This is a genomic window from Streptomyces misionensis (assembly GCF_007896895.1).
Lineage (GTDB): Bacteria > Actinomycetota > Actinomycetes > Streptomycetales > Streptomycetaceae > Streptomyces > Streptomyces misionensis_A.
In genome coordinates this window covers 1-6,856 of sequence record NZ_VOGW01000025.1, presented here as the reverse complement: position 1 = coordinate 6,856, position 6,856 = coordinate 1, and the positions used below count along the sequence as shown (strand labels likewise).

The following is a 6,856-nucleotide window of genomic DNA, read 5'->3' as shown; positions in this document are numbered from 1 at the left end:
TCGGGTACGAGCGCTCGACCAGGGACAGGACGCCCCACACCCGGGGCGAACACTTCCAGCCAAGCCCGCGGTGACACCGCCAGGCCCCACCGTCGCTCTGCGTGAAGACCGCACGAGCGCCCTGCGGCCTGCCCGCACACGGGCCCACCCCGGCCGGAGCCGACAACTCCGGCCACTCCCGAAGGGTTTCGACCACGCCAACCATGGAACAAGCTGCTTCCCCATCACGTTGAGTGGGTATCCCCTCCGTGCGAGGGAGTGTGCGCCGGGTGACCGACGACACACCTTGACAGTCTTTGTGATCTAGGGGTTTCAATCGACACCCACCCAGGTAGGGTCTGGAAGCGTCCAGCTCCCCTTGGAGGAGGTGAGGACCGTGGCAGCCCACGACGACGACATGAACCGCGGCATCCGCCCGGGACGCGGGTCCGAAGACCCGTCCGGGCAGATCGCCTACCTTGAGCAGGAGATCGCCGTCCTGCGACGCAAGCTCGCCGACTCTCCGCGACACACGAGGATTCTCGAAGAGCGGATCGTCGAGCTGCAGACCAACCTGGCCGGCGTGTCCGCCCAGAACGAACGGCTGGCCAACACCCTGCGCGAGGCCCGCGACCAGATCGTGGCCCTCAAGGAGGAAGTCGACCGGCTCGCCCAGCCGCCGGCCGGCTTCGGAGTCTTCCTGCAAGCCAACGAGGACGGCACCGCCGACATCTTCACCGGCGGCCGCAAACTCCGCGTCAACGTCAGCCCCAGCGTGGAGCTCGACGAACTGCGCCGCGGCCAGGAAGTCATGCTCAACGAAGCGCTCAACGTGGTCGACGCCATGGAGTTCGAGCGCGTCGGCGACATCGTCACCCTCAAGGAACTCCTGGAGGACGGCGAACGCGCCCTCGTCCTCGGGCACACCGACGAAGAACGAGTGGTCCGGCTCGCCGAACCTCTCCTCGACGTCACCATCCGGCCCGGCGACGCACTCCTGCTCGAACCCCGCTCCGGGTACGTCTACGAAGTCGTCCCCAAGAGCGAGGTCGAGGAACTCGTCCTCGAAGAAGTCCCCGACATCGGCTACGAAGCCATCGGCGGCCTCGGCAACCAGATCGAAGCGATCCGCGACGCCGTCGAGCTGCCGTACCTCTACCCCGACCTCTTCAAGGAGCACGAGCTGCGCCCGCCCAAGGGCGTCCTGCTCTACGGCCCCCCCGGCTGCGGAAAGACCCTCATCGCCAAGGCCGTCGCGAACAGCCTGGCCAAGAAGGTCGCCGAAGTCACCGGCCAAGCCGCCGGCAAGAGCTTCTTCCTCAACATCAAGGGCCCCGAGCTCCTCAACAAGTACGTCGGCGAAACCGAACGCCAGATCCGCCTCGTCTTCCAGCGAGCACGCGAGAAGGCCAGCGACGGCACTCCCGTCATCGTCTTCTTCGACGAAATGGAATCGCTCTTCCGCACCCGCGGCTCCGGCGTCAGCTCCGACGTAGAGAACACCATCGTCCCCCAGCTGCTCGCCGAGATCGACGGTGTCGAAGGCCTGCAGAACGTGGTCGTCATCGGTGCCTCCAACCGCGAGGACATGATCGACCCCGCCATCCTGCGCCCCGGCCGCCTCGACGTGAAGATCAAGATCGAGCGCCCGGACGCCGAAGCCGCCAAGGACATCTTCGGCAAGTACCTCACCGAACGCCTCCCGCTCCACACCGACGACCTCGACGAACACAGTGGCGACAAGAACGCCACGGTCCAGGCCATGATCCAGACCGCCGTCGAGCAGATGTACGCCGAATCCGAGGAGAACCGCTTCCTGGAGGTCACCTACGCCAACGGCGACAAGGAAGTCCTCTACTTCAAGGACTTCAACTCCGGCGCCATGATCGAGAACATCGTGGGCCGCGCCAAGAAGATGGCGATCAAGGACTTCCTCGAAAAGAACCAGAAGGGCCTCCGCGTCTCCCACCTCCTCCAGGCCTGCGTGGACGAGTTCAAGGAGAACGAGGACCTGCCCAACACCACCAACCCCGACGACTGGGCCCGCATCTCCGGAAAGAAGGGCGAACGGATCGTCTACATCCGCACCCTCATCACCGGAAAGCAGGGCGCGGACACCGGACGCTCCATCGACACGGTGGCGAACACCGGTCAGTACCTGTAAAAGCGGGGCGGCTGCGGGTGCCCACGGCGGGTACCCGCAGCCGACTGTTTTTCTGGCCACGACCGGAGCAGGCAATGACGCAAATGATCTCCCCACCAGCGCAAAGGCGTTCTAGGCTCTTTCCTACCGCCGAGTCGCGCAGTGCGGGCACGGGCACCGCACACGCACCGGAGCGCCAGCGGTACGTGAGCGGCGCCCATCACCGAGGGTGCCGCCGGGCAAGGAGGGCCGCATGACCGTACGGCGAGTAATGGGCATCGAGACGGAATACGGGATCTCCGTCCCCGGCCACCCCAACGCCAATGCCATGCTCACCTCGTCCCAGATCGTCAACGCCTACGCGGCGGCGATGCACCGGGCCCGCCGGGCCCGCTGGGACTTCGAGGAGGAGAACCCGCTACGCGACGCGCGAGGCTTCGACCTCGCCCGGGAGGCCGCCGACGCCAGCCAGCTCACCGACGAGGACATCGGCCTCGCCAACGTGATCCTCACCAACGGCGCCCGGCTCTACGTCGACCATGCCCACCCCGAATACAGCGCCCCCGAGGTCACCAACCCCCGCGACGCCGTCCTGTGGGACAAGGCCGGCGAACGCATCATGGCCGAGGCCGCCGAGCGAGCCGCACAGCTCCCCGGCGCCCAGCCCATCCACCTCTACAAGAACAACACCGACAACAAGGGCGCCTCCTACGGCACCCACGAGAACTACCTCATGCGGCGCGAGACCCCGTTCTCGGACATCGTGCGCCACCTGACGCCCTTCTTCGTCTCCCGCCAGGTCTTCGCCGGCGCCGGCCGCGTCGGCATCGGCCAGGACGGCCACGAACACGGCTTCCAGCTCAGCCAGCGCGCCGACTACTTCGAGGTCGAGGTCGGACTCGAGACCACCCTCAAGCGCCCCATCATCAACACCCGCGACGAGCCCCACGCGGACGCCGAGAAGTACCGTCGCCTCCACGTGATCATCGGCGACGCCAACCTCTCGGAGATCTCCACCTACCTCAAACTCGGCACCACCTCCCTGGTCCTCGCCATGATCGAGGACGGCTTCATCGCCGTCGACCTGGCCGTCGACCAGCCCGTCCGCACCCTGCACCAGGTCTCCCACGACCCGTCCCTCAAGCGCCTGGTCACCCTCCGCAGCGGCCGCACCCTCACCGCCGTCCAGCTCCAGATGGAGTACTACGAGCTGGCCCGCAAATACGTCGAGGAACGCCACGGAGCCGACGCCGACGACCAGACCAAGGACATCCTCAGCCGCTGGGAGGACACCCTCACCCGGCTGGAGAACGACCCCATGAGCCTCGCCGGCGAACTCGACTGGGTCGCCAAGCGCGAACTGATGGAGGGCTACCGCCGCCGCGACGACCTCGACTGGGACGCCGCCCGGCTGCACCTGGTCGACCTCCAGTACGCCGACGTACGCCCCGAGAAGGGCCTCTACAACCGCCTGGTGGCCCGCGGCCGGATGAAGCGCCTGCTGGACGAGTCCGAGGTCGACAGGGCCCGTACCAAGCCGCCCGAGGACACCCGGGCCTACTTCCGCGGCCGCTGCCTGGAGCAGTACGCGGACGACGTCGCCGCGGCCAGCTGGGACTCGGTCATCTTCGACCTCCCCGGCCGCGACTCCCTCCAGCGCGTCCCAACCCTGGAGCCGCTACGCGGAACGCGAAATCACGTCAAGGAGCTGCTGGACCGCTGCCGCACCGCGGAAGACCTGGTCAGGGTCCTTTCGGGCGGATGAGCGGGGCCAGGGGGGTACCCGGTGCGGCCCCGGGCGGCGGGTGGAAATCCCGCCACTTGGGAATCATCGAAGTGGCCCCCGTACGTTGGAGAAACTGCGGGGCCGATGTCGGACCCGGCTTGTAGGGTCTGATCATCACCGATCGGCAGGCTAACTGAGCGGGGTGAGGTTATGGCAACCAAGGACACCGGCGGCGGCCAGCAGAAGGCCACGCGTTCCACCGAGGAAGTCGAGGAACAGGCGCAGGACGCCGAGGCCTCCGAGGAACTCAAGGAACGCCACGAGAAGCTGAGCGACGACGTGGACTCCGTCCTGGACGAAATCGATGATGTGCTCGAGGAGAACGCAGAGGATTTCGTGCGCTCCTTCGTGCAAAAGGGCGGAGAGTAAAGGCGAATTGGGCGCCTTGCCTTCGAAGTGAAGGTTGCGGGGGGATCGGGTGGCTGAGGAGCCGAACGCAAAGGAATGCGGGAAGTGTGGGCGGGATCTGCCTCCTGCGGTCTTCGCGCGGAACAAGAGGCGGCCCGACGGCCTCCAGGCGTACTGCCGGGAGTGCGTGGCGCGGTACGGCGCCGCGCACTACCGGCGCCGTCGGACGGCCGAAGGCAGGACGGCCCGGGAGAAGGTGGCCGTCCCGTCAGGGCACAAGCTCTGCCGGGCATGCGGCGAGGTGAAGCCCTGGAGCGACTGGCATCGCAACGCCACGGCTTCGGACGGGCTGTCGACGCGCTGCAAGGCGTGCCGTGCCGCGGAGGGACGTGCCGACCACCTGAAACGCCAGTACGGCCTCACCGAAACCGAGCGTGATCTGCTCGTCGCCTCCCAGGGGGGTGTCCGCTGTATCTGTCCGGCGGCGCCGCCCGCGCATGTGGATCACAGTCATGAGACGGGTAGGGTCCGTGGCGTACTGTGCTTCAGCTGCAACGCGGCGCTGGGGCAGTTCAAGGATCAGCCCGAGGTCATAAGGCGGGCTGCTGCATACGTGGAAGGAAACGCGTGGAAGCCAACACTCGTAGCACCGGGCGTCTACCAGCTGCCTTCCTGACGCCAGGATCTTCCTCTTTCATGGACTTCGTCGCCGAGCACCAGCCGGAGCTGCTGCCGGGCAACCGGCAGCTGCCGCCGACCCAGGGGGTGATCGAGGCCCCGCACGGCACCACCATCGTGGCGGTGACGTTCCCCGGGGGCGTGGTGCTCGCCGGTGACCGCCGGGCGACGATGGGCAATGTGATCGCCCAGCGGGACATCGAGAAGGTGTTCCCGGCGGACGAGTACTCCGCGGTGGGTGCGGCCGGTACCGCCGGTCTGGCCGTGGAGATGGTGAAGCTCTTCCAGCTGGAGCTGGAGCACTTCGAGAAGGTCGAGGGCGCCCAGCTGTCCCTGGAGGGCAAGGCGAACCGGCTGTCGACCATGATCCGTTCCAACCTGGGCATGGCCATGCAGGGCCTGGCCGTGGTGCCGCTCTTCGCGGGGTACGACGTGGACCGGGGGAAGGGCCGCATCTTCTCGTACGACGTCACGGGCGGCCGCTCGGAGGAGCACAACTTCGCGGCGACGGGCTCGGGCTCGGTCTTCGCCCGGGGCGCGATGAAGAAGCTGTTCCGTGACGACCTGACCGAGGAGCAGGCCACGACGCTGGTGGTCCAGGCCCTCTACGACGCGGCCGACGACGACTCGGCGACCGGTGGTCCCGATGTCGCCCGCCGGATCTACCCGATCATCACCGTGATCACCGAGGACGGCTTCCGCCGGCTCAGTGAGGACGAGGCCTCGGAGCTGTCGCGTGCGGTGCTCCAGCGGCGCCTGGAGGAGCCGGACGGCCCCCGGGCCGCCCTGCTGTAGGCGCGGGTCCGGTTGTTATCGAAGGTGATCACAGTGACGCTGACAGAAAGGGACGGATAACCGGTGTCGACGCCGTTCTATGTCTCACCCCAGCAGGCGATGGCGGACCGGGCGGAGTACGCCCGCAAGGGCATCGCGCGTGGCCGCAGTCTGGTGGTCATGCAGTATGCCGACGGCATTGTGTTCGTCGGCGAGAACCCGTCCCGTGCGCTGCACAAGTTCAGCGAGATCTACGACCGGATCGGCTTCGCCGCGGCCGGTAAGTACAACGAGTACGAGAATCTGCGCATCGGTGGTGTGCGTTACGCGGATCTGCGTGGCTACACCTATGACCGGGACGATGTCACGGCGCGGGGTCTGGCGAACGTGTACGCGCAGACGCTGGGCACCATCTTCTCCTCGGCGGCCGAGAAGCCGTACGAGGTGGAGCTGGTGGTGGCCGAGGTGGGGGAGACCCCCGAGGGTGATCAGATCTACCGGTTGCCGCATGACGGGTCGATCGTGGACGAGCACGGTTCGGTCGCGGTGGGCGGTAACGCGGAGCAGATCAGTGGCTTCCTGGACCAGCGGCACCGGGACGGGATGAGCCTGGCGGAGGCGCTGAAGCTGGCGGTGCAGGCGTTGTCCCGGGACACCAACGGCAGCGAGCGGGAGATTCCCGCGGAGCGGCTGGAGGTGGCGGTGCTGGATCGCACGCGTCCGCAGAAGCGGAAGTTCAAGCGGATCGTGGGCGGTCAGCTGGCGCGGCTGCTGGAGGCGGAGGGTGCCGCCGCGGGTGCGGAGGGCGCCGAGGAGTCGGAGGCGGAGTAGTCCGCCGCTCGCCCGTTCCGTGTGTGCGTGCCCCGGCCGTGGTTGCGGTCGGGGCACGCGGCTGTTCAGGGGGTGCGTGGGGGCGCTGTGGAGCCTCGTACGGCGAGCTGGACGGGGATGTCGCCGGCGTCGGGCCGGCGGCCGTCGAGGACGGCCAGGAGGGCGTGCATGCCCTGTTCGCCGAAGCGTTCGGCGTCGAGGTGGACGGTGGTGAGTTCCGGGTCGAGGGCGGTGGCGAGGGCGAGGTCGTCGATGCCGGTGACGGAGATGTCGTCGGGGATGCGCAGGCCGAGGCGGCGGGCGGCTTTGTAGGCGCC

At 67.7% G+C, this 6,856-nt stretch carries 7 protein-coding genes; 6 read left to right on the top strand and 1 reads right to left on the bottom strand.

What is annotated here, in order from left to right:
- Positions 1-376 precede the first annotated feature (376 nt).
- From arc to prcA, 6 genes are all read left to right on the top strand, one after another.
- A complete protein-coding gene (gene arc / locus FRZ03_RS04065) occupies positions 377-2,143 on the top strand; it encodes a proteasome ATPase (RefSeq protein WP_070030254.1) in 1,767 nt (588 codons plus the stop codon).
- Between the two features lie 232 nt (positions 2,144-2,375).
- Positions 2,376-3,887 (top strand): depupylase/deamidase Dop, encoded by a 1,512-nt coding sequence (dop, locus tag FRZ03_RS04060; protein ID WP_398659659.1) that lies wholly within the window; start codon positions 2,376-2,378, stop codon positions 3,885-3,887.
- A 171-nt stretch (positions 3,888-4,058) separates the two neighbouring features.
- Positions 4,059-4,277, top strand: coding sequence for a ubiquitin-like protein Pup (locus FRZ03_RS04055; protein WP_146463754.1), 219 nt, complete (start codon positions 4,059-4,061; stop codon positions 4,275-4,277).
- 49 nt (positions 4,278-4,326) lie between these two features.
- The gene (locus tag FRZ03_RS04050) at positions 4,327-4,932 is read left to right on the top strand and encodes an endonuclease VII domain-containing protein (RefSeq protein WP_146463753.1); all 606 of its coding nucleotides are present in this window, start codon (positions 4,327-4,329) and stop codon (positions 4,930-4,932) included.
- Positions 4,884-5,729: a proteasome subunit beta gene (prcB, locus tag FRZ03_RS04045; RefSeq protein WP_146463752.1), complete on the top strand. Its 846-nt coding sequence runs from the start codon at positions 4,884-4,886 to the stop codon at positions 5,727-5,729. Before FRZ03_RS04050 ends, prcB begins: the two co-directional genes overlap by 49 nt.
- 63 nt (positions 5,730-5,792) lie before the next feature.
- Positions 5,793-6,539: a proteasome subunit alpha gene (gene prcA, locus FRZ03_RS04040; RefSeq protein ID WP_146463751.1), complete on the top strand. Its 747-nt coding sequence runs from the start codon at positions 5,793-5,795 to the stop codon at positions 6,537-6,539.
- A gap of 65 nt (positions 6,540-6,604) precedes the next feature.
- Here the strand turns inward: prcA and FRZ03_RS04035 are convergent.
- Positions 6,605-6,856, bottom strand: a 252-nt coding sequence (locus tag FRZ03_RS04035; protein WP_186785242.1) for a substrate-binding domain-containing protein, incomplete at its 5' end; no start/stop codon positions are given.

Coding starts and splice junctions, on each gene's coding strand:
- dop (WP_398659659.1), top strand. CDS start 2,376: ATGACCGTACGGCGAGTAATGGGCATCGAGACGGAATACGGGATCTCC.
- FRZ03_RS04055 (WP_146463754.1), top strand. CDS start 4,059: ATGGCAACCAAGGACACCGGCGGCGGCCAGCAGAAGGCCACGCGTTCC.